The organism is Streptomyces sp. SM18 (assembly GCF_002910775.2).
Taxonomy (GTDB): Bacteria; Actinomycetota; Actinomycetes; order Streptomycetales; family Streptomycetaceae; genus Streptomyces; species Streptomyces halstedii.
This window is the reverse complement of the sequence record NZ_CP029342.1, coordinates 5,549,821-5,571,918: the sequence shown is the minus strand read 5'-3', so window position 1 is coordinate 5,571,918 and position 22,098 is coordinate 5,549,821. Positions and strand designations below refer to the sequence as shown.

At 72.7% G+C, this 22,098-nt stretch carries 23 protein-coding genes; 6 read left to right on the top strand and 17 right to left on the bottom strand.

The window, feature by feature from the left end; all coding sequences use genetic code 11:
• Positions 1-22: 22 nt before the first annotated feature.
• The 9 genes from B9S64_RS25165 to B9S64_RS25130 form a co-directional block, all read right to left on the bottom strand.
• Positions 23-757: an ABC transporter ATP-binding protein gene (locus B9S64_RS25165; RefSeq protein ID WP_103492597.1), complete on the bottom strand. Its 735-nt coding sequence runs from the start codon at positions 755-757 to the stop codon at positions 23-25.
• A gap of 196 nt (positions 758-953) precedes the next feature.
• Positions 954-1,631 (bottom strand): potassium-transporting ATPase subunit C, encoded by a 678-nt coding sequence (locus B9S64_RS25160; RefSeq protein WP_103492598.1) that lies wholly within the window; start codon positions 1,629-1,631, stop codon positions 954-956.
• A gap of 21 nt (positions 1,632-1,652) precedes the next feature.
• Positions 1,653-3,749: a potassium-transporting ATPase subunit KdpB gene (gene kdpB / locus B9S64_RS25155; RefSeq protein ID WP_103492617.1), complete on the bottom strand. Its 2,097-nt coding sequence runs from the start codon at positions 3,747-3,749 to the stop codon at positions 1,653-1,655.
• Between the two features lie 89 nt (positions 3,750-3,838).
• The gene (gene kdpA / locus B9S64_RS25150; protein ID WP_103492599.1) at positions 3,839-5,503 is read right to left on the bottom strand and encodes a potassium-transporting ATPase subunit KdpA; all 1,665 of its coding nucleotides are present in this window, start codon (positions 5,501-5,503) and stop codon (positions 3,839-3,841) included.
• Between the two features lie 7 nt (positions 5,504-5,510).
• A complete protein-coding gene (gene kdpF, locus B9S64_RS25145; protein WP_103492600.1) occupies positions 5,511-5,600 on the bottom strand; it encodes a K(+)-transporting ATPase subunit F in 90 nt (29 codons plus the stop codon).
• On the bottom strand, positions 5,597-5,845 hold the full coding sequence (locus tag B9S64_RS34210; RefSeq protein ID WP_146060150.1) for a hypothetical protein: 249 nt from the start codon (positions 5,843-5,845) through the stop codon (positions 5,597-5,599). Before B9S64_RS34210 ends, kdpF begins: the two co-directional genes overlap by 4 nt.
• A gap of 98 nt (positions 5,846-5,943) precedes the next feature.
• Positions 5,944-6,717, bottom strand: a complete 774-nt coding sequence (locus tag B9S64_RS25140) for a DUF3710 domain-containing protein (RefSeq protein WP_028441147.1) — start codon at positions 6,715-6,717, stop codon at positions 5,944-5,946.
• A gap of 1 nt (position 6,718) precedes the next feature.
• Positions 6,719-7,249, bottom strand: a complete 531-nt coding sequence (gene dut, locus B9S64_RS25135; protein WP_030623827.1) for a dUTP diphosphatase — start codon at positions 7,247-7,249, stop codon at positions 6,719-6,721.
• On the bottom strand, positions 7,246-7,788 hold the full coding sequence (locus tag B9S64_RS25130) for a PaaI family thioesterase (RefSeq protein WP_372454114.1): 543 nt from the start codon (positions 7,786-7,788) through the stop codon (positions 7,246-7,248). The genes dut and B9S64_RS25130 overlap by 4 nt, the downstream gene beginning before the upstream one ends.
• Positions 7,789-7,888: 100 nt before the next feature.
• Between B9S64_RS25130 and B9S64_RS25125 the strand changes: the two genes are divergently transcribed.
• Entirely contained in the window at positions 7,889-8,344 is a 456-nt protein-coding gene (locus B9S64_RS25125; protein ID WP_103492602.1) for a DUF3093 domain-containing protein, read from the top strand.
• A 13-nt stretch (positions 8,345-8,357) separates the two neighbouring features.
• Here B9S64_RS25125 and B9S64_RS25120 read toward each other — a convergent pair whose 3' ends face one another.
• The 4 genes from B9S64_RS25120 to B9S64_RS25105 form a co-directional block, all read right to left on the bottom strand.
• Positions 8,358-9,314, bottom strand: coding sequence for a hypothetical protein (locus tag B9S64_RS25120; protein ID WP_103492603.1), 957 nt, complete (start codon positions 9,312-9,314; stop codon positions 8,358-8,360).
• Between the two features lie 12 nt (positions 9,315-9,326).
• Positions 9,327-9,623: a DUF4193 domain-containing protein gene (locus B9S64_RS25115; protein ID WP_003965732.1), complete on the bottom strand. Its 297-nt coding sequence runs from the start codon at positions 9,621-9,623 to the stop codon at positions 9,327-9,329.
• A 404-nt stretch (positions 9,624-10,027) separates the two neighbouring features.
• On the bottom strand, positions 10,028-11,260 hold the full coding sequence (locus B9S64_RS25110; RefSeq protein ID WP_103492604.1) for a cell wall metabolism sensor histidine kinase WalK: 1,233 nt from the start codon (positions 11,258-11,260) through the stop codon (positions 10,028-10,030).
• Positions 11,261-11,265: 5 nt separating this feature from the next.
• The gene (locus B9S64_RS25105) at positions 11,266-11,919 is read right to left on the bottom strand and encodes a response regulator transcription factor (RefSeq protein ID WP_028441153.1); all 654 of its coding nucleotides are present in this window, start codon (positions 11,917-11,919) and stop codon (positions 11,266-11,268) included.
• 362 nt (positions 11,920-12,281) lie between these two features.
• Here B9S64_RS25105 and B9S64_RS34600 point away from each other — a divergent pair, with 362 nt between their 5' ends.
• Positions 12,282-12,455 carry a hypothetical protein gene (locus B9S64_RS34600; protein ID WP_167344442.1) on the top strand — a complete coding sequence of 58 codons (174 nt, stop codon included), beginning with the start codon at positions 12,282-12,284 and terminating at the stop codon, positions 12,453-12,455.
• A 144-nt stretch (positions 12,456-12,599) separates the two neighbouring features.
• On the opposite strand, the gene B9S64_RS25100 is transcribed toward B9S64_RS34600, so the two are convergent.
• Complete coding sequence (locus B9S64_RS25100) at positions 12,600-13,400, bottom strand: inositol monophosphatase family protein (protein WP_103492605.1); 801 nt, start codon at positions 13,398-13,400, stop codon at positions 12,600-12,602.
• 100 nt (positions 13,401-13,500) lie between these two features.
• On the bottom strand, positions 13,501-14,628 hold the full coding sequence (locus B9S64_RS25095) for a ferrochelatase (protein WP_103492606.1): 1,128 nt from the start codon (positions 14,626-14,628) through the stop codon (positions 13,501-13,503).
• A 124-nt stretch (positions 14,629-14,752) separates the two neighbouring features.
• Here B9S64_RS25095 and B9S64_RS25090 point away from each other — a divergent pair, with 124 nt between their 5' ends.
• Complete coding sequence (locus tag B9S64_RS25090) at positions 14,753-15,997, top strand: MFS transporter (protein WP_103492607.1); 1,245 nt, start codon at positions 14,753-14,755, stop codon at positions 15,995-15,997.
• Entirely contained in the window at positions 15,957-17,276 is a 1,320-nt protein-coding gene (locus B9S64_RS25085; protein ID WP_103492608.1) for a D-arabinono-1,4-lactone oxidase, read from the top strand. Before B9S64_RS25090 ends, B9S64_RS25085 begins: the two co-directional genes overlap by 41 nt.
• Before the next feature lie 113 nt (positions 17,277-17,389).
• Here B9S64_RS25085 and B9S64_RS25080 read toward each other — a convergent pair whose 3' ends face one another.
• Positions 17,390-18,538, bottom strand: coding sequence for a hypothetical protein (locus tag B9S64_RS25080; RefSeq protein WP_103492609.1), 1,149 nt, complete (start codon positions 18,536-18,538; stop codon positions 17,390-17,392).
• A 494-nt stretch (positions 18,539-19,032) separates the two neighbouring features.
• Here B9S64_RS25080 and sepH point away from each other — a divergent pair, with 494 nt between their 5' ends.
• Complete coding sequence (gene sepH / locus B9S64_RS25075; protein ID WP_028441159.1) at positions 19,033-20,091, top strand: septation protein SepH; 1,059 nt, start codon at positions 19,033-19,035, stop codon at positions 20,089-20,091.
• Positions 20,092-20,232: 141 nt separating this feature from the next.
• Here sepH and B9S64_RS25070 read toward each other — a convergent pair whose 3' ends face one another.
• On the bottom strand, positions 20,233-21,060 hold the full coding sequence (locus B9S64_RS25070) for a sulfurtransferase (RefSeq protein WP_103492610.1): 828 nt from the start codon (positions 21,058-21,060) through the stop codon (positions 20,233-20,235).
• 241 nt (positions 21,061-21,301) lie between these two features.
• On the opposite strand from B9S64_RS25070, the gene B9S64_RS25065 reads away from it, so the two are divergent.
• On the top strand, positions 21,302-22,078 hold the full coding sequence (locus B9S64_RS25065) for a VOC family protein (RefSeq protein ID WP_103492618.1): 777 nt from the start codon (positions 21,302-21,304) through the stop codon (positions 22,076-22,078).
• Positions 22,079-22,098 lie beyond the last annotated feature (20 nt).

Sequence of the window (22,098 nt, the reverse complement as noted above, 5' to 3'; positions counted from 1 at the left end):
GATTCTGACGCGTCGGTCCCGCTCAGGCGTGTTCGACGATGTGCCCGTCGCTGAGTTCCAGGACCCGGTCGGCGAATCCGAGGAGCTGGGGGTCGTGGGTGGCGACGAGCGCGGTGACGCCCTCGCCGCGTACGACGGCCCGCAGCAGTTCCATGACGGCCAGGCCCGTCTCCGCGTCGAGCTGCCCGGTGGGTTCGTCGGCGATCAGGAGGGCGGGCCGGTTGGCGAGCGCGCGGGCGATGGCGACGCGCTGCTGCTGGCCGCCGGACAGCTCGGAGGGGCGCTGCCGGGCGTGGTCGCCGAGGCCGACCAGGGAGAGGAGGAGCGCCACGCGTTCCTCGCGTTCGCGGGGGTCGGCCTTGCGCAGCCGCATGGGTACGCCGATGTTCTCCGCCGCGGTCAGGATCGGGATCAGGCCGAACGACTGGAAGATGAAGCCGACGCGGTCCCGGCGCAGGGCGAGCAGGCCGTCCTCGCCGAGGCCGGAGAGTTCGGTGCCGGCGACGGTGATCCGTCCGCTGTCGGGGGTGTCGAGGCCGCCGACCAGGTTGAGCAGGGTCGTCTTGCCGGACCCGGAGCGGCCCTTGAGCGCGACGAGTTCGCCGCGCGGGATCTCGAAGGAGACCCCCCGCAGGGCGTGCACGGCGGCCGTCCCGGTGCCGTAGGAGCGGTGCAGGTCCTCGACGCGGATCATGGGTCCGTCGCCGGGGCCGTCGGCCAGTGCCGTGCCGCTCTGTCCCGTGGTGTGCTGTGTCATCGCTCTCCCCCGTGCCGCGCTGCCACGCGCCGCGCTCTGTGCGTGCGCTGCCGTGTACCGCTCTGTGCGCCGGCGCGCGTACCGCTCCTCCACCGCGGCCAGTATGGGCATGAGGTGTCCGGCGGGGCAATGGTCCCCGGGGCGGAGAGCGGGTGCGCGGGCCCGCCGGTCCCGGCGGGCCCGCGCACCCCCCGGGTCAGGGCGTCGCGGCCGGCTCCAGAAGTTCCCTCAGGGCCGTGTTGAGCGCGAGGACGTTGACCCGGGGCTCCCCCACGAAGCCGAGGATCCGGCCCTCGGTGTGCTCCCGGACCAGTCGGGCGACCCGCTCCACCGGCAGGTCGTCGTGTGCGGCGACGCGGCGGACCTGGAGTTGGGCGTACTGCGGTGAGATGTGGGGGTCGAGGCCGGACGCGGAGGAGGTGACGGCGTCGGCCGGTACGTCGGCGGGGTCGACGGGGTGGCCGGGCACCGAGTTGTCCCGCACGACGGCTGCCTTGGCTTCGGTGACCTGGTCGATGAGTTCCCCGTTGTCGCCGGAGAGGTTGGTGGCGCCGGAGAGGAGCAGCGAGTACCGGGTGTTGACGCCGTTGCTCCCCAGACCGTTCGAGGGGCGCGGCTGGAACCATCTGAGGTCCGGCTCGGGCGTTTCCTGGCCGTCGGCCGTCGGCAGGTCGTAGCGCTGTCCGACGAGGCGCGAACCGACGACCTCGCCGTCGGAGGTGACCTCGGAGCCGTTGGCCCTGCCGGGGAGGAATGCCTGGGCGGCCCCGGTGACGGCGAGCGGGTAGAGCACCCCGCACAGGGCGGTCAGGACGAGCAGGGCGCGGAGGCCCGCTCCGAGAAGCCGGGCGGTGGTGCCCGCGGAAGTGTTCATGGGTGTCTGCACGCTCCGGTTTCAGCGCAGTCCGGGGACGAGGGAGAGGGCCAGGTCGATGATCTTGATGCCGATGAACGGGGCGACGAGTCCGCCGAGCCCGTAGACCGCGAGGTTGCGCCGCAGCATCCGGTCGGCCCCGGCCGGCCGGTAGCGGACGCCCTTCAGCGCGAGCGGTACCAGGGCGACGATGATCAGCGCGTTGAAGACCACCGCCGAGAGGATCGCGGTCCGGGGCGAGGACAGGTCCATGATGTTGAGCTTGTCCAGGCCCGGATACACGGCGGTGAACATCGCGGGGATGATCGCGAAGTACTTCGCGACGTCGTTGGCGAGGGAGAAGGTGGTCAGGGCGCCCCGGGTGATCAGCAGTTGCTTGCCGATGGCGACGATCTCGATGAGCTTGGTGGGGTCGGAGTCCAGGTCCACCATGTTCCCGGCCTCCTTGGCGGCCGAGGTGCCGGTGTTCATGGCCACGCCGACGTCCGCCTGGGCGAGGGCGGGGGCGTCGTTGGTGCCGTCCCCGGTCATCGCGACGAGCCTGCCGCCGGCCTGTTCCCGCTTGATGAGGGCCATCTTGTCCTCGGGGGTGGCCTCGGCCAGGTAGTCGTCGACCCCCGCCTCCTGGGCGATCGCCTTCGCCGTCAGCGGGTTGTCCCCGGTGATCATGACCGTACGGATGCCCATGCGCCGCAGTTCGGCGAACCGTTCCCGCATGCCGGGCTTGACGACGTCCTTGAGGTGGACCACCCCGAGCACCCGGGCGCCCCGGTCGTCCTGGACGGCCACCAGCAGCGGGGTGCCGCCGGAGGTGGCGACCAGGTCGGTGAGCACCTGGGTGTCCGGCGGTACGACACCGCCCTGCCCGGTGACCCAGGCGGTGACGGAACGGGCCGCCCCCTTGCGCACCCGGCGGCCGGCGAGGTCCACGCCGGACATCCGGGTCCGGGCGGTGAACGCCACCCACGTGGCGCCGGACAGCTCCTCCCCGGGGCGTTCGCGCGGGCCGTGGCCCTCGGTGGCCAGCGCCACGATCGAGCGGCCCTCGGGCGTCTCGTCGACCAGCGACGACAGCTCGGCGGCCTCGGCGAGCTCCGCCTCGGTGACGCCCTCGACGGGCAGGAACTCGGCGGCCTGTCTGCTGCCCAGGGTGATGGTGCCGGTCTTGTCGAGCAGCAGGGTGGAGACGTCGCCCGCCGCCTCGACGGCCCGGCCGGACAGGGCGAGCACGTTGCGCCGCACCAGCCGGTCCATCCCGGCGATGCCGATCGCGGAGAGCAGGGCGCCGATGGTGGTGGGGATGAGGCAGACCAGCAGCGCGGTCAGCACGGTCATCAACTGCGCCCGGCCCGCGTACGCCGCGAAGGGCTGGAGGGTGACGACCGCGAGCAGGAAGACGGCGGTGAGGGACGCCAGGAGGATGTTGAGCGCGATCTCGTTGGGCGTCTTCTGCCGGGCGGCCCCCTCCACCAGGCCGATCATCCGGTCGACGAACGTCTCGCCCGGTTTGGCGGTGATCCTGACGACGATCCGGTCGGAGAGCACCCTCGTACCCCCGGTGACGGCGCTGCGGTCGCCGCCCGACTCCCGGATCACCGGGGCGGACTCCCCCGTGATCGCCGATTCGTCGACGCTCGCCACGCCCTCGACGACGTCGCCGTCCCCGGGCACCAGGTCGCCGGCCTCGCAGACCACCAGGTCACCGACGCGCAGCGCGGTGCCGGGGACGCGCTCCTCGTTCGGGCCGACGACCCGGCGTGCCACGGTGCCGGTCCGCGCCTTGCGCAGGGTGTCCGCCTGCGCCTTGCCGCGCCCCTCCGCCACGGCCTCGGCGAGGTTGGCGAAGAGGGTGGTCAGCCACAGCCAGCCGGTGATCGCCCAGCCGAACAGGTCGGTCGGGTCCAGGGCCGCCAGGACCGTGGTGAACACGGACCCGACGAGGACGACGAACATCACCGGGGACTTGACCATGACCCGGGGGTCGAGCTTGCGTATCGCGTCCGGGAGGGACCTGAGCAGCCGCGTGGGGTCGAACGGACCTTCGGAGGGGCCGCCGCGCCCCGGGCCCTGGCCGGACGTGTCCTGGTGCGGAGCGGGTGCGTGGGTGACGGCGGACATCGGGTCCTCCTGCGTCGGGGGTTGTGCGAGAGCGGTCTGCTCCGGGCGTTCCGCGAGAGCGGTCCGCTCCGGGGGTTCCGGGAGGGCGGTCATGACGCCAGCCCTTCCGCCAGCGGTCCCAGCGCGAGCGCCGGGAAGTAGGTCAGGCCGGTGACGACCAGGACGGTGCCGACCAGCAGTCCGCTGAAGAGCGGCCGGTGCGTACCGAGGGTCCCGGCGGTCGCGGGAACCGGACTCTGCCGGGCCAGCGAGCCGGCCAGGGCCAGCACGAACACCATCGGCAGGAAGCGGCCGAGCAGCATGGCGATGCCGATCGTGGTGTTGAACCACTGGGTGTCCGCGTTCAGCCCGGCGAAGGCGGAGCCGTTGTTGTTGGCCCCGGAGGTGTAGGCGTAGAGGATCTCGGAGAAGCCGTGCGCCCCGGGGTTCGCCGTCGAGTCGGCCGGGGTGGGCAGGGCCGTCGCCGCGGCGGTGAAGCAGAGCACCAGGGCGGGCGTGATCAGGATGTAGCAGGCCGCCAGCTTGATCTCCCGGGTACCGATCTTCTTGCCGAGGTACTCGGGCGTACGGCCCACCATCAGCCCCGCGACGAACACCGCGAGGACCGCCATGACCAGCATGCCGTAGAGGCCGGACCCGACGCCGCCGGGCGCGATCTCGCCGAGCTGCATGCCCAGCATCGTGATGCCGCCGCCGAAGCCCGTGTAGGAGGAGTGGAAGGAGTTCACGGCGCCGGTGGACGTCAGGGTGGTGGCGACCGCGAAGACCGAGGATCCGGCGATGCCGAACCGGGTCTCCTTGCCCTCCATCGCCCCGCCCGCGAGCTCGAACGCGGGACCGTGGTGGGCGAACTCGGTCCACATCATCAGCGCGGTGAAGCCGAGCCAGAGGGAGGCCATCGCCGCCAGGATCGCGTAGCCCTGCTTCAGGGAGCCGGCCATCCTGCCGAACGTCCGGGTCAGCGCGAAGGGGATGACGAGGATCAGGAAGACCTCGAAGAGGTTGGACAGCCCGTTCGGGTTCTCGAAGGGATGGGCCGAGTTGGCGTTGAAGTATCCGCCTCCGTTCGTGCCCAGCACCTTGATGACCTCCTGGGAGGCGACCGCGCCGCCGTTCCACTGCCGGGCGCCGCCGTCGAACTGTCCGACCTCGTGGATGCCGGAGAAGTTCTGGATCACGCCGGTGGCGACCAGGACGAGGGCGCCCACCACGGAGAGCGGCAGCAGAATCCGCACGGTGCCGCGCACCAGGTCGGCCCAGAAGTTGCCGAGCTCCCCGGTTCGGGACCGGGCGAAGCCCCGTACGAGGGCCACCGCGACGGCCATGCCGACCGCGGCGGAGACGAAGTTCTGCACCGCGAGGCCGCCGGTCTGTACGACGTGGCCCATGGCCTGCTCGCCGTAGTACGACTGCCAGTTGGTGTTGGCGACGAAGGACGCCGCCGTGTTGAACGCCTGGTCGGGGTCGATCGAGGCGAAGCCGAGGGAACCGGGCAGGGCGCCCTGGAACCGCTGAAGGGCGTACAGGAAGAGGACACCCACCGCGGAGAAGGCGAGGACCCCGCGCAGATAGGCGGGCCAGCGCATCTCGGCGGCGGGGTCGGCGCCGATGGCCCGGTAGATCCACTTCTCGACCCGCAGATGCCTCGTCGAGGAGTAGACCCGGGCCATGTGGTCGCCGAGCGGACGGTAGGCCAGTGCCAGGGCCGCGACGAGCGCGAGCACCTGGAGGACACCGGCGAGGACGGGGCTCATGGCGCGCTCAGAACCTCTCCGGGTGGAGGAGGGCGAGGACGAGGTAGCCGAGCAGGGCGACGGCCACGACGAGTCCGGCGATGTTCTCGGCGGTCACAGCTTGGCCACCCCCCGGGCGATGAGGGCCACCAGCGCGAACACCGCGAGCGTGGTGACGACGAAGGCCGCGTCGGCCATCGTGAGCTCCTTGGAGAGGTCGGTTTCGGGGACCTCCTGAGCAAACCCCCGTCCCGGCCCCTCCCGGCCCGCGTTGACGGCTTCCCTACGGCCGGCGGCCCACCCTTGACGGGCCCCGTACGCCGCCGATACGCGCCGCTGACGGCCGCGGGGCGGGCCGGGCACCCCGTGCGAGGGCCGGAGCGGTCTCCGGACGTACGAAGGCCGGTGGGCCGCCCCCTCGTGCGGGGCGGCCCACCGGCCTCGGCGTACGGATGTACGGGTCAGCGCACCTCGGTGATCTCCGGGCCGCGCTGGAGCTGGCCCATGCCACCGGAGAACTTCGAGCCCGCCTGGTCGTCCTGCTGCACGCCCTCGGGCACCATCTGGGCGTCGTTGGGGAGCTTGAGGACGATCGGGTCACGGGGGGCCATCGGGCCGTCGCCGCGGACCACCACGGTGTCCCGGAAGATGGTCTCCAGCAGCCCGGCGGCGGCCGGCTGCACCGCGCCCTGGCCGGAGATCACACCGCGCAGGAACCAGCGCGGCCCGTCGACGCCGACGAAACGCACCAGCTGAACGCCGTTCGTCCCGTCCGGGAGCTGTACGGGGACCTGCGCGCGCAGCTCCCAGCCCAGCGGGCCCTCGACCTCGTCGATGATCCCGCCCTGCTGGGTGATGCCCGAGGCGATCTCCTCGCGGACCTCGCCCCAGATGCCCTCCTTCTTGGGGGCGGCGAAGGCCTGCAGCTGGATCGCGCTGTCGCGCAGCACGACGGTGGCCGCGACGATCGCGTCGCCGGCGACCTCCACGCGCAGCTCCATGCCCTCGACTCCGGGGACGAAGACACCGCCGAGGTCCACCCGGCCCTCACCGGGCTCGGAGACCTCCGAGAGGTCCCACGGCCCGTCCGGCCGGGGGGCCGGCGGAAGGTTCGTCCGGCGGCGGCCTTCCCCGGCCGCGTCGGAGTCGTCGGGCCCGTCGACGACCTGCTCGGCCTCGCGCGCCTCGTCCGCCGGTTCCTTGGCGGCATCACTGTTCTTGCGACGTCCGAACACGTCACTGTCCTTCCCGGTCGGATACGACCGAAGCGTAGCTGTTCCCACCCTGGGTGTTACCGCCCCTGACGCCGTCCACGGCGGCGTGACCGCCGGTGGACCCGAAGCCTCCCTCGGACCGCGCCGAACCGGGGAGTTCCGCCACCTCGTGGAAGCGGACCTTCTCGACCTGCTGGACGACCAGTTGGGCAATCCGGTCGAACCGTTCGAACCGCACGGTCTCGCGCGGATCGAGGTTGACCACGATCACCTTGATCTCCCCACGGTACCCGGCGTCAACCGTCCCCGGGGCATTCACCAGGGCCAGTCCGCAGCGTGCGGCGAGGCCGGAGCGGGGGTGCACGAAGGCCGCGTAGCCGTCGGGGAGCGCGATCGACACCCCGGTGGGCAGCACCGTCCGCTCGCCGGGGGCGAGCTCGGCGGCCTCGGTGGTGACCAGGTCGGCACCGGCGTCGCCGGGGTGCCCGTAGGCCGGGAGCGGCACGTCCGGGTCGACCCGGCGGATGAGTACGTCGACGGGAGGGCGTGTCACGGGTTCACCTCGAAGGCGCGGGTGCGGCGGACGGTGTCCGGGTCGGACATGGCCGCGTCGATGTCCTCGGCCCGGCCGTTCCGGGTGAAGTGGTCCACCTCGACCTTGATGAACAGGCCCTTCGCCCGGACCGCGACGGGGCCGTTCGGGCCGCCGATCCGGCCGGTCGCCCGGGAGTAGATCTTCCGCTTGTGCACCGCCGTGACCTCGGCGTCCAGGTAGAGCACCGTGTCCACCGGCACCGGCCGGACGTAGTCGGTCTCCAGCCGTCCGGTGACCGCGATGCCCCGGAGCAGCCAGCTGAGCGCGCCGAGGGTCTCGTCGAGCGCCGTGGCCAGGACACCGCCGTGCGCGAGACCGGGGGCGCCCTGGTGGGCGGGCTTCACGGTGAACTCCGCGGTGACGCTCACACCTTCCCCGGCGCGGGCCTCCAGGTGCAGGCCGTGCGGCTGGGCGCCTCCGCAACCGAAACAGTGTTCGTAGTGCGAGCCGAGGAGCTCGCCGGGCTGCGGGGCGTCCGGGTGCCGGACCGGCTTCACCGCGTCCTCGGGGGGTGTCAGACCTTCAGATGTTCCACTCACAGCCGCAGACCTTACCCGCGCGGCCTCGCACGGGGGGCTCCGTGCCAAGCTTGGATCCATGCAGCCTTCCGCATCGTCTTTCGACGAACGCCTCACCGCGCCCCGCTCGTGGTGGCTCATCGCCTTCCTGATCGGTGTCGCCTGCGCGCTGATGTTCCTGCCCCTGGGGACCCTGCCCATGCTCGGTGCCCTGGCCGGCGGGGCGGTCCTGTCCGCGATGGCCGTCAGCGGCTACGGCTCGGTGCGCATCCGGGTGGTGGGGGACACCCTCGTCGCGGGGGACGCCACGATCCCGCTGTCGGCCCTGGGCGACGCCGAGGTGCTGGACGCGGAGGAGGCGCGCGCCTGGCGTTCGTACAAGGCGGACACCCGCGCGTTCATGCTGCTGCGGAGCTACGTCCCGACGGCGGTGCGGGTGAAGGTCACGGATCCGGCCGACCCGACGCCGTATCTCTATCTCTCGACCCGGGAGCCGCAGGCCCTGGTGGCGGCGCTCGCGGCCGTGCCCGCCTGACGCCCGGCCGGGCTCAGAGGCCGGGGTCGTCGAGCCCTTCGGGCAGTTCCTTCGCGGGGACGGACGGCTGCTCCAGCGGGGGGAGCCCGGTGAGCCGGTCCCAGTCGACCTGGTCGCGCCGCAGGTCGTTCCTGACCCGGTCGGCGAGCTTTCTGGTGTCCCGGCGGTTCATCAGCGCGCCGACGGCGGCGCCGATCATGAACGGGATGAGGTTCGGCAGGTCGCGCACGGTGCGCTTCATGATCTGCTGGCGCAGTTCACGCTTCATCTGGCCGCCGAGCGCCGCGTTCAGCGTGGCGGGGCGTGCCACCTCGATACCGCGCTCCCGCGTCCAGGACGTCAGGTAGGCGGTGCTGCGCTGGGCGATGTTGCCCGGCGGGCGTCTGCCGTAGACCTCGTGGAGCTCGGCGACGAGCTTCATCTCCACGGCGGCCACACCGGTGATCTCCGCGGCCAGTCCGGCCGTCATGACGGGGGGTACGGGCATCATCGCGGCCGCCCCGATGCCCGCGCCGACGGTCGCGGTCGCGTTGCACGCGCCCGCGACGAGTCTGTCGGCGAGCTCTTCCGGGCCGAGCCCGGGGAACTGCCGGCGCAGGGTGGCGAGGTCCCGTACGGGGATCCGGGGAGCCGTGTCGATGATCCGGTCGGCCAGCCGGCCGACCATCGCGCGGACGGTCTCCCTGCCCTTGAGGGCACCACGTCCCAGGCCACGCGGACGACCCGGCGCCTTCGCGTCCTCGTGGGGGTCCTGGGGTCCGGGCGTTCCCGGAGGAACCGCCCCCGGGACTGCTTCGAGCGAGGCCGGGCGGCCTCGCTCGTCGTCGGATGTGCCGGGAGAGGCGGACAGGGCGGCCGGATGCTCGGCAGACGCGCGAACGCCTTCTGCCGGGCCGGTGCCGCCCTGATGTGCCTCCGACGATTTCGTGCGCCGCAGGCGCCGCTTCCGAAACGGTGTGTCGCCTGCCACGGCCGACCGGACTCAGTCGCAGTCGCGGCAGATGGGCTGGCCGTTCTTCTCGCGGGCCAGCTGGCTGCGGTGGTGCACGAGGAAGCAGCTCATGCAGGTGAACTCGTCAGCCTGCTTGGGCAGCACGCGCACGGCCAGTTCTTCGTTGGACAGGTCCGCTCCGGGGAGCTCCAGTCCTTCCGCCGCGTCGAACTCGTCGACGTCGACGGCCGATGCCGTCTTGTCGCTCCGACGGGCCTTGAGCTCCTCCAGGCTGTCCTGATCGACGTCGTCGTCGGTCTTGCGTGGGGTGTCGTAATCCGTTGCCATGTCGCTCTCCCCCTCATGGGTGTCTGCGGTGTCTCAGCGCACGTAACGCGTGAGAGGCCGGACTTGTGCCCGACCTGAGGCGGAGATTTTGCCTCACATCAAGGTCTGTTACTCAATCGACACCCAACCGGATCCCTCGGTAGCGATCAGCTTGGGTGGCGATGGGGACCGTACACGGTCCCGTTCGTGCGGTTCACGGGCGCCACCCCGTGTACTTCCCGTGATACCACCCCCCGAAAACCCGGACTTTTCCCGGCATCCCGGGAGAGATGTGGTCACAGAGAGTAGAGAGTCTGAAATTCGTTGCTGTGATCGATCACACAGGGACACGCCGGAGGCGGGGGTCCTGAATTCCGCCCAAAGCGAACAGGGCGATCCAATGCCACTTCACGCGGCGAAGCATCTCAGACCGGAAGCGTGACACGCATCACGAGACCACCGCCCTCACGGGGCTCCGCGATGATACGGCCTCCGTGCGCCCGCGCGACGGACCGCGCGATCGACAGGCCGAGCCCGACGCCCTTGTCGCTGCCCGTGCGCTCCGTACGCAGCCGCCGGAACGGCTCGAAGAGGTTGTCGACCTCGTAGGCGGGCACCACGGGGCCCGTGTTGGTGACGGTCAGGAGCGCCTGGCCGGGCCGCAGCTCGGTGGCGACCTCCACCCAGCCCCCTTCGGCCACGTTGTAGCGCACGGCGTTCTGGACGAGGTTCAGCGCGATCCGCTCCAGCAGGACCCCGTTGCCCTGGACGACCGCGGGGGTCCGCTCGCCGCGGATCTCCACGCCCTTCCCCGCCGCCTCCGAGCGGGCCTGGTCGATGGCGCGGTCGGCGACCTCGGCGAGGTCCACCGGTTTGCGCTCCACGATCTGGTTCTCGCTGCGGGCGAGCAGCAGCAGCCCTTCGACCAGCTGCTCGCTGCGCTCGTTGGTGGCCAGCAGGGTCCGGCCCAGCTGGTGCAGCTCCGGCGGTGCCTCCGGGTCGGAGAGGTGGACCTCCAGCAGCGTGCGGTTGATCGCCAGGGGCGTGCGCAGCTCGTGCGAGGCGTTGCCCACGAACCTCTGCTGGGCCGTGAAGGCGCGCTCCAGGCGGTCCAGCATCTCGTCGAAGGTGTCCGCGAGCTCCTTGAGCTCGTCGTCCGGGCCGTCCAGCTCGATACGGCGGCTCAGGTCCGTGCCGACCACCCGGCGGGCGGTACGGGTGATCCGGCCGAGCGGCGACAGGACGCGGCCCGCCATGGCGTAGCCGAACGCGAAGGCGATGACGCTGAGGCCCACCAGGGCCAGCAGCGAGCGGTTCAGCAGCGAGTCGAGCGCGTGGTCCCGCTGCTGGTTGGCGCAGGCGTTCAGGGCGGCGTTGAAGGTGTCCGGGCTGGCCTTCGTCGGCAGGTCGCACACCTGGCTGGTGACCTGCCCGTTCACCACCTCGAACGGCAGGTCGCTGCCCGCGTTCACGGCCTGGGCCGCCAGCATGTAGATGATCGAGAGCAGCAGGATGCCCGCGATCAGGAACATGCCGCCGTACAGCAGCGTGAGCCGTATCCGGATGGTCGGACGCAGCCAGGGGTACGGGGAGTCCTGCGGCTTCGGCTCCCAGGTCGGTTTCGGGGGCGCCTTCAGGGGCGCCGGAGAGACGGGCACCGCGCTCAGATCCGGTATCCGGAGCCGGGGACGGTGACGATGACGGGCGGTTCGCCGAGCTTGCGGCGCAGGGTCATCACGGTCACCCGGACCACGTTGGTGAAGGGGTCGGTGTTCTCGTCCCAGGCCTTCTCCAGCAGCTGCTCGGCGGAGACGACCGCGCCCTCGCTGCGCATCAGGACCTCCAGCACCGCGAACTCCTTCGGGGCGAGCTGGATCTCCTGCTCGCCCCGGAAGACCTCGCGGCGGTTCGGGTCGAGCCTGATGCCGGCACGCTCCAGCACGGGCGGCAGCGCGACGGTGGTCCGGCGGCCCAGGGCGCGGACGCGCGCGGTGAGCTCGCTGAAGGCGAACGGCTTGGGAAGGTAGTCGTCCGCACCGAGCTCCAGGCCCTCCACCCGGTCGCTGACGTCCCCGGACGCGGTGAGCATGAGCACCCGGGTGGGCATGCCCAGCTCCACGATCCGCCGGCAGACGTCGTCGCCGTGCACCAGCGGGAGGTCCCGGTCCAGGACGACGACGTCGTAGTCGTTGACGCCCACCCGCTCCAGGGCCGCGGCTCCGTCGTAGACGACGTCGACGGCCATGGCCTCCCGGCGCAGTCCGGTGGCCACCGCATCGGCGAGCAGCTGCTCGTCCTCGACGACGAGTACGCGCACGGCGCAGTCCTTCCGTAGATCTTCGAAACAGACGTCGAGCGGCCCGGGTCCCCGGCCGCTCGTCGCACGCCGGCGGCGCCGGCTGTGCGCGTCCATCCTGCCCGTAACGCGCATAAACCGGCGGTAAGACGACGCCCGCCCCGGGACCCTTGCCGGGAAATCATCGGATTTCCGGGCCAGTTGAGGTTTCCCCCGCGAGCGCTCCGGGGAGGACGAATGCACACCCGCGATCACGCCCTGCATGTGGCGTACCACAGCCCGCTCTGTTCCCAGAGGGCCGCGTGATCGTCCGCACTCCGGCACCTGCCGGAGGAATCCCGGGCACACCCCCGTGCCACCGACCCACGATGAGGGGGCGCTACATGGACGCTTTCACCGCAGGTCTGCTGCACCGCATCAAGACCACCGAGTCCGACCTCACGAGGGCGCGTGAGACGGGCGACGACTTCCTCGCGGACGTCGAGCAGAGCGAGCTGGACGACCTGCGCCGTCTGGCCGCCGAGCACGGTGTCGAGATCGGTACCACCAGCGTCTGATCCAGGCCGGGAGGGCCCCGGGGTGCCGCAGTGGGCACCCGGGGCCCTCTCGTCATGTCCGGGGGCCGCCGGGCGCGCCCGGCGGCTCCCGGCACAGCCGGTCAGTCCGGTCAGTCGTGCCAGGCCCCCAGCCGGTCGGTCCGGTCAGTCGTGCCAGGCCCCCAGCTCCTCCAGGAGTGCCTGGAGCGGCTCGAAGACCCCGGGGGTGGCGGCGACGGTGAGGTCCCCGTCCGCGGGCAGCCCGGGGCGTCCTCCGGTGAGCGCTCCGGCCTCCCGGGCGATCAGGTCGCCGGCCGCCAGGTCCCAGGGGTGCAGCCCGCGCTCGAAGTAGCCGTCGAGCCGGCCCGCGGCGACGTCGCAGAGGTCGATGGCGGCCGATCCCCCGCGCCGGATGTCGCGCAGTCGCGGGATCAGCCGCCGTGCCACCTCCGCCTGGTGGGTGCGTACCTCGGTGACGTAGTTGAAGCCGGTCGACACGAGGGCCTGGTCGAGCGGCGCGGTGGGGCGGCAGCGGAGGGGTGCGCCGTTGAGGTGGGCGCCGGAGCCGAGGACCGCGTGGAAGGTCTCCCGTCGCATCGGGGCCTCGACCACGCCCACGACCCGCTCGCCGTCCCGCTCCGCGGCGATGGAGACGGCCCAGGTCGGCAGCCCGTAGAGGTAGTTCACCGTGCCGTCGAGCGGGTCGATGACCCACCGGACGCCGCTGGTGCCCTCGGCGCTGGCGCCCTCCTCGCCGAGGAAGCCGTCCGCGGGGCGGCGGTCGGAGAGGAAACCGGTGATCAGCTTCTCGGCGCCGATGTCCATCTCGGTGACGACGTCGATGGGGCTGGACTTCGTCGCCGCGACACCGAGATCGGCGGGACGGCCGTCGCGCAGCAGGGCCCCGGCGCGGCGGGCGGCCTCCAGGGCGAGGTCGAGCAGTTCGGTCAGGAAGGGGTCGGTCACAACGCTCCAGGGGTCGGTGGCGCCGGCCGGCCGGCGCGCCTGCGGGAGGGTACACAGCCGGCCGGGCGGCCCTTTCCGGCGAAGGCCGCCCGGCCGGCTCTCAGGCGTACGGGCTGTCGGCTCCGGCGGCGGCCGGCTTGGGGGCACGGGCCGGGCAGCAGCCGACCGGGCACAGGTCGTGGGAGGGGCCGAGGGAGCCGAGCGCGCACCGCCGGACCGGCTGACCGCGTTCGGCGGCGGCGCGCTCCAGGACCAGCTCGCGGACGGCCGCGGCGAACCGGGGGTCGGCGCCCACGGTCGCGGACCGGCGGACGGGCAGGCCCAGCTCGGCGGCCTTGGCGGTGGCCTCCGTGTCGAGGTCGTAGAGGACCTCCATGTGGTCGGAGACGAACCCGATGGGGGCCATCACGACCGCCGGGACGCCCTCGCCGCGCAGCGTCTCCAGGTGGTCGCAGATGTCGGGCTCCAGCCACGGGATGTGCGGGGCCCCGCTGCGCGACTGGTAGACGAGCTGCCAGGGGTAGGTGATCCCGGTCTCCTCGCGTACGGCGTCCACGATCACCCGGGCCACGTCCAGGTGCTCGGCGACGTACGCCCCGCCGTCGCCGTGGGTCTCCACCGGGCCGGAGGTGTCGGCCGCCGCGGTCGGGATGGAGTGCGTGCAGAACGCGAGGTGCGCGCCGGCCCGGACGTCCTCCGGAAGGTCGGCGAGCGAGGCCAGGACCCCGTCCACCATGGGGCGTACGAAGCCGGGGTGGTTGAAGTAGTGCCGGAGCTTGTCCACCCGGGGTACGGGCAGCCCCTCCGCCTCCAGCTCGGCCAGCGACGCGGCGAGGTTCTCGCGGTACTGCCGGCAGCCGGAGTACGAGGCGTAGGCGCTGGTGGCGAGCACGGCGATGCGGCGATGCCCGTCCTGGACCATCTCGCGGAGGGTGTCGGTGAGGTACGGCGCCCAGTTCCGGTTGCCCCAGTACACCGGCAGGTCCACGCCGTGTCCGGCGAAGTCCTCGCGCAGGGCGCCCAGGAGTGCCTGGTTCTGCGCGTTGATCGGGCTGACTCCGCCGAACAGGAAGTAGTGCTTGCCGACTTCCTTCAGCCGTTCCTCCGGAATGCCCCGGCCGCGGGTCACGTTCGCCAGGAACGGGACCACGTCGTCCGGGCCTTCGGGGCCGCCGAAGGAGAGCAGCAGCAGGGCGTCGTAGGGTGCGGGATCGCGCAGATCGGACATGCCTCGATCCTGCCACCCGCCTCCGACAGCCCGGCACCCGACATCCGCCGGTCGGCCGGGGCCCGGCCGCGCCGTAAGCTGTGCCGGTCATCTCCACACATGTCAGGTTTCACCGGAGTCCCTCGTGCCCAGCCCCTACCGCGCCGTCTTCACCGCACCGGGAACCCGGTCCTTCTCCGCGGCGGGCTTCATCGGCCGGATGCCGCTGTCCATGATGGGCATCGGCGTCGTGACGATGGTGTCGCAGCTCACCGGGCGGTACGGGCTGGCCGGCGCGCTCTCCGCGACCCTGGCGATGGCGGCGGCCGTCATGGGCCCGCAGGTGTCACGGATGGTCGACCGGTACGGGCAGCGCCGGGTGCTGCGCCCGGTGACCCTGGTGGCGGTCACCGCGGTCGCGGGGCTGCTGGTCTGCGCGCAGCGGGGGCTGCCCGAGTGGACGCTCTTCGTCTTCGCGGCGGGCGCCGGGTGCGTCCCGAGCATGGGGTCGATGGTCCGGGCCCGGTGGGCGGAGATCTACCGGGGGGCCGGGCGGCAGCTGCACACCGCGTACGCCTGGGAGTCGGTCGTCGACGAGGTGTGCTTCATCATCGGCCCGATCGTCTCCATCGGGCTGTCCACCGCGTGGTTCCCGGAGGCCGGTCCGCTGCTGGCCGCCGTGTTCCTGGTGACCGGCGTCTTCTGGCTGACGTCCCAGCGGGCCACCGAGCCCCGGCCGCTCCCGGCGGAGCACCACACGGCCGGCTCGGCGTTGCGCTCCCCGGGACTCCAGGTCCTGGTGGTGACCTTCGTCGCCACGGGCGCGATCTTCGGCGCGGTGGACGTGGTGACGGTGGCCTTCGCCGAGGAACGCGGCCACAAGGCCGCCGCCAGCCTCGTCCTGGCCGTCTACGCCCTGGGGTCGTGCCTCGCCGGGGCCGTCTTCGGGGTGCTGCACCTCAAGGGGAAGCCGTCCACGCGGTGGCTGCTGGGGGTGTGCGCGATGGCCGTGAGTATGATCCCCCTCCAACTGGCCGGGAGTCTGCCGTTCCTGGCCGTGGCGCTCTTCGCCGCGGGCCTCGCCATCGCACCCACGATGGTCACCACCATGGCCCTCGTCGAGCAGCACGTACCGCGCACCCAGCTGACCGAGGGCATGACCTGGACCAGCACCGGGCTGGCGGTCGGGGTGGCGCTCGGCTCCTCCGCCGCCGGCTGGATGGTCGACGCCTCGGGGGCACGGGCGGGGTACCTGGTGCCCGCGGTGGCGGGAGCGCTCGCGGCCGCGGTGGCGTTCCTGGGGTACCGCCGGCTCGTGGAGCCGGAACCGACGGGAGGGCGCGGGGAAGATGACCGAGACCTACGCAACTACGACGGGCACCTGGCGTAACTGGGCGGGCAACGTCACGGCCCGGCCGGCGCGGGCCGTGTCCCCCGCCTCGGTGGAGGAGCTGGCGGAGGTGGTCCGGCGGGCGGCCGGGGAGGGCCTGCGGGTGAAGCCCGCCGGGACGGGCCACTCGTTCACGGCGGCGGCCGCCACCGACGGGGTGCTGATACGGCCGGACCTGCTCACCGGGGTCCGGGAGATCGACCGTACGGCGATGACGGTGACCGTGGAGGCCGGCACCCCGCTGAAGTACCTGAACACGGCGCTCGCCCGGGAGGGGCTCTCCCTCACCAACATGGGCGACATCATGGAGCAGACCGTCGCCGGGGCCACCTCCACCGGCACCCATGGCACCGGGCGGGACTCCGCCTCCGTCGCGGCGCAGATCCGGGCGCTGGAGCTGGTCACCGCCGACGGCACGCTGCTGCGCTGCTCGGCGGACGAGCACGCCGACGTCTTCGCGGCCGCGCGGATCGGGCTCGGGGCGCTCGGGGTGGTCACCGCGATCACCTTCGCGGTGGAGCCGGTCTTCCTGCTGACGGCCCGTGAGGAACCGATGCCCTTCGACCGGGTCACGGCCGAATTCGACCAGTTGGTCACCGAGAACGAGCACTTCGAGTTCTACTGGTTCCCGCACACCGGCAACTGCAACACCAAGCGCAACAACCGCAGCGCCGGTCCCGCGGCGCCCCCCGGCAGGGTCAGTGGCTGGATCGAGGACGAGTTCCTCTCCAACGGGGTCTTCCAGGTCGCCTGCTCCGTGGGCCGGGCGCTCCCCGGCGCCATACCGGCGATAGCCGGGGTGTCCAGCCGGGCGCTGTCGGCCCGCAGCTACACGGACATCCCGTACAAGGTCTTCACCAGCCCCCGCCGGGTGCGCTTCGTCGAGATGGAGTACGCGCTGCCGCGTGAGGCCGCCGTCGAGGCCCTGCGGGAGGTACGGGCCATGATCGACCGCTCTCCGCTGCGGATCAGCTTCCCCGTCGAGGTGCGCACGGCGCCTCCGGACGACATCGCGCTCTCGACGGCCTCGGGCCGGGAGACCGCCTACATCGCGGTCCACATGTACCGGGGCACCCCGTACCGGGGGTACTTCACGGCGGTCGAGCGGATCATGACGGGCTTCGGCGGCCGCCCGCACTGGGGCAAGATCCACACCCGGGACGCCGCCTACCTCTCCGAGGCGTATCCCCGGTTCGGCGAGTTCACCGCCCTGCGCGACCGGCTCGACCCGGACCGGCTGTTCGGCAACGACTACCTGCGCCGCGTCCTGGGCGACTGAGCCGGGCGGACGGCCACCGGGCAGTCCGGGCGGCCGTCACCGGGCGGCGGCCGGCCGCCGAGTGCCGATGCCCCGGAGCACGGTGGTCACCCGATGACGGCCCGGGGCGGTGCTCACCCGTCGGTGTCCGCGCGGCCCGGGGCGCCGTTCCCGTCCGCCGGCGCGTCCCCGGTCGCGGTGGGCTCCGGCGCGTCCGGGGCGGTCTCCTCCGGGGCCGTGGAGGTGGTGGGGTCCGGCGCCGTGCTCCCACCGGTGGTGGAGGGCGTCGGGTCCGGCTGCCCCGTCGAGGGGTCACCCGATCCGGAACCGCTGCCGCTGCCGGGGGTGGAGCCGCTGTCCTCACCGGGGGCCGTGCCGGGAGCCGATGAGCCTCCGTCGTCCGGGCGGCGGTCCTCGGTGTCACCGCTTTGCCCCGGGTCGGCGCTGTGCGTGGGCGCCGGGTCCTTCGACGCCTTGCCGTGCCCGCCGCGCACCACCGACCCGACGGTCGTGCCGCCGTTCCCGCTGAGGTCGTTGCCGGAGGCCAGTTCGTACACGGTGATGCCGCCCATCGCGACGGCGAAGACCGCCACGGCGGCGAGGGCCGAGCGCTTCCAGCCGCGGACGCGGGTGCCGTGGGTGCGGGCTTCGGAGTAGGCGTCGTCGGCGCCGGGCGTCTCACCCTGTCCGAACAGCCGGGTCTCCTCCGGGTCGTTCACTCCCGCCCGCACACCCCCCGGAGCGGCCTGCCCCCGTACCCGCCCGCCTTCCGGATCGACGGCCCCGAGCAATTGCGTACGCTCCGGATCCACGGCGCCCAGCAGCTGCGTACGCTCCGGGTCCACCGCGCCCAGCAGCTGCGTGGCCTCCGGGTCCACCGCGCCGAGCAGCCGGGTGCGCTCCAGGTCGTCGTTGACCTGCCGCGCGTGGCCGGTCTCCGGGGGCACCGCGTGGGCCGCCGCGGTGTCGTCGTCCGGCCGCCTGGCGGCGGGGACCGTGCCCCGGCTGCGGACGGTCACCTGGCGTCCGCCCGGCTGCTTCACATGGACGGTGACCTCGCGGATCTGCTCCCCGGTACGCCGGAAGAAGTGCTGGAAGACCGGTCCCCCGCTGGTGGCCACGATGCTCATCACGCCCGCGCCGGCGATCGTGCCGTACACACCCAGTTGCGAGGCCATCACCGCGGCCGCGACCGCGGCCAGGGCACTGCCCGCGACCTGAGGGACACTCAGGTCGAAGCGCCTTTCCTTGCGTTCCGCATCGTTCTGCGGCTCCTGAACCATGACCAGCCCCTGCTCGACAACTACCCCAGCTTGCATCAGGAAGGGACATTTGGGCGAAGCGAATAGTTCCGATTCTGTAGATTGTGTGAAGCAGCACACCCATTGGGGGCAATTCCCCGACAGCTGGGTAGCCCCCTCCTGCGCCTGCCGAGAAGTTCGGCGGCGCGCCGGTCCACCCAGGTGGCCCGAATGGAGTACTGTGACGAGCCCTGGGGCCGGACTCCCGTACGGGTGGCCGGACCTGCGGAAGGGGGCCGGAGGCGGCACTCGGACCGGCGGCGCCACGGCATCGCACGGACGCCTGCGAGCGGGGTGACCAGCCAGGTCGCCGCGGGTCGCGCACAGGTGACCGTGCTTCCTGGTGTTCCAGGGCCGAGGTCCGGCACGCCGGGTAACTTGGCAAGGTTGTGGCAGGCTGAACCCGGGCAGGTCACACTCGACTAGCGGAAGCAGCGACGCACGTGACGTCGGCAGGCACCACCCGGGAGGTTCCCATGCCCGAACTGCGTGTCGTGGCCGTCTCGAACGACGGCACACGACTGGTGCTCAAGGCTGCCGACAGCACGGAGTACACGCTGCCGATCGACGAGCGGCTGCGTGCCGCCGTGCGCAACGACCGCGCCCGGCTCGGCCAGATCGAGATCGAGGTGGAGAGCCACCTCCGCCCCCGTGACATCCAGGCGCGTATACGAGCAGGCGCCTCCGCCGAAGAGGTCGCCCAGTTCGCGGGCATCCCGGTGGACCGGGTGCGCCGCTTCGAGGGACCGGTGCTCGCGGAGCGCGCCTTCATGGCGGAGCGGGCCCGGAAGACGCCGGTGCGGCGTCCCGGCGAGAACACCGGACCCCAGCTCGGCGAGGCGGTCCACGAGCGGCTCCTGCTGCGCGGCGCCGACCGGGAGACCGCCCAGTGGGACTCCTGGCGCCGGGACGACGGCACCTGGGAGGTGCTGCTGGTCTACCGGGTCGCGGGCGAACCGCACTCGGCGAGCTGGACCTACGACCCGCCGCGCCGCCTGGTGCAGGCCGTGGACGACGAGGCGCGCTCGCTCATCGGTGAGACCGACGAGGTGGCGGCCCCCGAGCCGAGCTTCCCGTTCGTGCCCCGGATCGCCCGGCTGCCGCGCGACCGGCCGATGGACCGCGCGCTCGACCGGCAGATCGAGCGCCCCGTTCCCCCGGCCCCCGAGCCGGAGGAGCGCGTCGAGGGGATCTCGGCCAGTGAGCGCGACTCGCTGACCAGCCTCCTGGAGGCGGTGCCGAGCTTCCGCGGTGACATGGTCGTGCCCCAGCGGCCGGCGCAGCCTGAGCCCCCCGCGATCGAGCCCGCCGCCGACCAGCCGGAGGCCGACGAGCCCCCGGCGGCCGCGTCCGCCGGTGCGGGTTCGGCGTACGCGGACGTGCTGATGCCGCGTGCGGTGGCGGGCCACCGGGACCGGCTGACGGGCACGACGGACCGGCAGGCGGAGGCGGACGGGGTGCGCCCGGGGCGCCGTGCCGCGGTGCCCAGCTGGGACGAGATCGTGTTCGGCACCCGCCGGAAGAAGCAGGACTGAGCCTCCCGCCACCGCACCACCGACGCGGGCCGCCGCCGCGCCGGAAGGCCGGTGACCGCGACCGGAGGGGCCCGTACGCGGTGACGTACGGGCCCCTCCGGCGGCCGGGGCGACGGTGCCCGGACCGGCCACCAGGTCACCTCATCGCGGGTCGGGTCCCGTGGCGACCGGGCGGGACGCGTCCGAGGACCACTCGGACCAGGAACCGGCGTAGAGGGCGGCGCGGTGCCCGGCGATCTCCAGGGCCAGGACCTCGTGGGCGCCCGAGACACCCGAACCGCAGTACACGCCGACCTCGGCCCCGGGGCCCGCGCCCAGCCCGGCGAACCGGGCGGCGAGCGTCTCGGCGGGCAGGAAGCGTCCGTCCTCGGTGACGTTCCCGGTGGTCGGCGCGGAGACCGCGCCGGGGATGTGGCCGCCGACCCGGTCGATGGGTTCCACATCGCCCCGGTAGCGTTCGGCGGCCCGCGCGTCCAGCAGCAGACCGGAGTCGGCCAGGGCGGCGGCACCGTCCGCGTCCAGCAGCGGCAGCCCTCCGGGCTCGGGCCGGAAGTCGCCCGCGTCCGGCTCGGGCACCTTGGTGGAGAGGTCACCGGTCCACGCCGCGAGACCGCCGTCGAGCACCCTCACCTCAGGGTGCCCGGCCCAGCGCAGCAGCCACCAGGCGCGCGCCGCCGCCCAGCCCTGTCCGCCGTCGTACACCACCACCGGGACGTCCCGGGAGACACCCGCGCGCCGCATGACGGCTCCGAAGGTCTCCGGGTCGGGCAGCGGGTGCCGGCCGCCGGCTCCGGGCGGACCGGCCAGTTCGGCGTCGAGGTCCACGAACACCGCGCCGGGCAGGTGCCCGGCGTCGTAGTCGGCGCGGCCGTGCGGGCCGCCGAGCTGCCAGCGGACGTCCAGGAGTATCGGGGGGCGCGCCCCCGTCAATTCGCTCACACATTCGGTTACGGTGATGGTGGGATTCATAGGTGCCATCTTCGCGCAGGGCCGCCACGACCGGGGCCCGATTTCGAAAGGGGTGTACCACGACAAAGCACCCCCTCCTTGTGGTCGGAAGCCCGCGACGCGGCGCGGCCCGAGCATCTGGGCCGCCCGGTGGTGCGAGCATCTGGACCGGAGCGCGGAGGCGGGCGTCCGTACCACCGGACGACGCACCGGCTCCGTTCCCCCGTACGGCCACCCCGAAGGTACGAGGAGATGGATGAAGATGACCGAGGCTGCCGCCCGGCGCGCGCCAGGAGCTCCGTGCTGGGTGAGTCTGATGGTGCACGCGCTGAGCGCGACCGAGGATTTCTACGGCCGGTTGTTCGGCTGGGAGTTCAGGCCGGGACCCGAGGAACTGGGGCCCTACGTACGTGCGCTGCTGCACGGGCGTGAGGTCGCCGGCATCGGTCAGCTGCCGCCGGACCGCCACCTGCCGATCGCCTGGACGACCTATCTCGCCTCCGAGGACGCGGACGCGACCGCCGAGTCGATCCGTTGCTGCGGTGGCACGGTCGCCGTCGGGCCGCTCGAAGCGGGCCGCGCGGGACGCCTGGCCATCGCCTCGGACCCGAGCGGGGCGGTCTTCGGCGTCTGGCAGGCCGGTGAGCACCTCGGCACGGCCCTGGCCGGTGAGCCCGGCACACCCGTCTGGAACGAGCTGGTGACCCGGGAGACCGCGTCGGTCGCCAAGTTCTACCAGGCCGTCTTCGGCTTCGAGACGGAGGCGGTCGTCTCGGCCGACTTCGACTACCAGACCCTGAGCCTGGAAGGCCGCCCGGTCGCCGCCCTGCACGGCGTCGGCCACGGCCTGCCGCGTGACCGCGGACCGCACTGGATGACCTACTTCGAGGTGGCCGACACGGACGAGTCCGCCGCCCAGGTGGTGGAGCTGGGCGGACATGTGCTCCAGCCGCCCCGGGAGACCTCCGAGGGCAGACTGGCCACCGTCGCGGACCCGGAGGGCGCGGTGTTCACGATCCAGCGGTCGGCCGGGCACTGAGCCGGGACCGCCCCGCCCGT

What these genes read in the sequence shown, in the direction of transcription:
- B9S64_RS25165 (WP_103492597.1), bottom strand. Translation starts at nt 757, where the DNA reads ATGACACAGCACACCACGGGACAGAGCGGCACGGCACTGGCCGACGGC.
- B9S64_RS25160 (WP_103492598.1), bottom strand. Translation starts at nt 1,631, where the DNA reads ATGAACACTTCCGCGGGCACCACCGCCCGGCTTCTCGGAGCGGGCCTC.
- kdpB (WP_103492617.1), bottom strand. Translation starts at nt 3,749, where the DNA reads ATGTCCGCCGTCACCCACGCACCCGCTCCGCACCAGGACACGTCCGGC.
- kdpA (WP_103492599.1), bottom strand. Translation starts at nt 5,503, where the DNA reads ATGAGCCCCGTCCTCGCCGGTGTCCTCCAGGTGCTCGCGCTCGTCGCG.
- B9S64_RS25125 (WP_103492602.1), top strand. Translation starts at nt 7,889, where the DNA reads ATGCAGCCTTCCGCATCGTCTTTCGACGAACGCCTCACCGCGCCCCGC.
- B9S64_RS25115 (WP_003965732.1), bottom strand. Translation starts at nt 9,623, where the DNA reads ATGGCAACGGATTACGACACCCCACGCAAGACCGACGACGACGTCGAT.
- B9S64_RS34600 (WP_167344442.1), top strand. Translation starts at nt 12,282, where the DNA reads ATGGACGCTTTCACCGCAGGTCTGCTGCACCGCATCAAGACCACCGAG.
- B9S64_RS25095 (WP_103492606.1), bottom strand. Translation starts at nt 14,628, where the DNA reads ATGTCCGATCTGCGCGATCCCGCACCCTACGACGCCCTGCTGCTGCTC.
- B9S64_RS25085 (WP_103492608.1), top strand. Translation starts at nt 15,957, where the DNA reads ATGACCGAGACCTACGCAACTACGACGGGCACCTGGCGTAACTGGGCG.
- B9S64_RS25080 (WP_103492609.1), bottom strand. Translation starts at nt 18,538, where the DNA reads ATGGTTCAGGAGCCGCAGAACGATGCGGAACGCAAGGAAAGGCGCTTC.
- sepH (WP_028441159.1), top strand. Translation starts at nt 19,033, where the DNA reads ATGCCCGAACTGCGTGTCGTGGCCGTCTCGAACGACGGCACACGACTG.
- B9S64_RS25070 (WP_103492610.1), bottom strand. Translation starts at nt 21,060, where the DNA reads ATGAATCCCACCATCACCGTAACCGAATGTGTGAGCGAATTGACGGGG.
- B9S64_RS25065 (WP_103492618.1), top strand. Translation starts at nt 21,302, where the DNA reads ATGACCGAGGCTGCCGCCCGGCGCGCGCCAGGAGCTCCGTGCTGGGTG.